The sequence below is a fragment of the Cellulomonas sp. P2_B4 genome (assembly GCF_056404795.1).
Window position 1 is genome coordinate 1 of record NZ_JBFUDI010000062.1, and the last position, 624, is coordinate 624.

The 624-nt window shown below is 63.9% G+C and carries 1 pseudogene; it reads left to right on the top strand.

From position 1 onward, the window contains the following. Nucleotides 1-51 precede the first annotated feature (51 nt). Nucleotides 52-624 (top strand): annotated as a pseudogene (locus AC1DZC_RS20090) (hypothetical protein); the annotation flags it as partial.

Here is a 624-nt window from a genome sequence, read left to right on the forward strand (position 1 = left end):
GCGCAGCTGAACGATGGCGCAGGACTCATGCGGCCCCCAACCGCGCGCGTCATGCAGACACCGGCTTACGGTGCGCTGCCGGCCCTCAACCGCATGGCACTCGGGTTCTACGAGCAACGGGTGAACGGCCTCCGTGCGATCGCGCATGGCGGCGACCTGATCAATTTCCACGGCTATATGTGGTTGTTCCCCGAAAAGAATGTTGGACTGATGATCGAGATGAACAGCGCCGGGGAGGAGGGCGCGACGTCGCGCATCCGCCAGGCGCTGTTCGAGCGATTTGCCGACCGCTATTTTCCGGCAGCGGACGACAAGCCGCCTGTCGAGCTTCCCACTGCCCGCGACCATGCCCGCATGCTGGTCGGCAACTATTTCAACAGCCGGGCCCAGTTCACCACGTTCCTCGATATCGGCAATTTCCTTGGCCAGACCAGTGTCGGGCTCGATGCTGATGGCCGCCCGCAGGTGCCTGAGCTGTTCGGCGGGCCGCCGCGCAAATGGATCGAGGTGGCGCCCTTCGTCTGGCAGGACGCTTATGGTCATGCCCGGTTGGCGGCCAGGGTGAATGACGGTCACGTCACGCGCTGGAGCCTCGACGAAGTCTCCCCCTTCATGGTGTTCGAG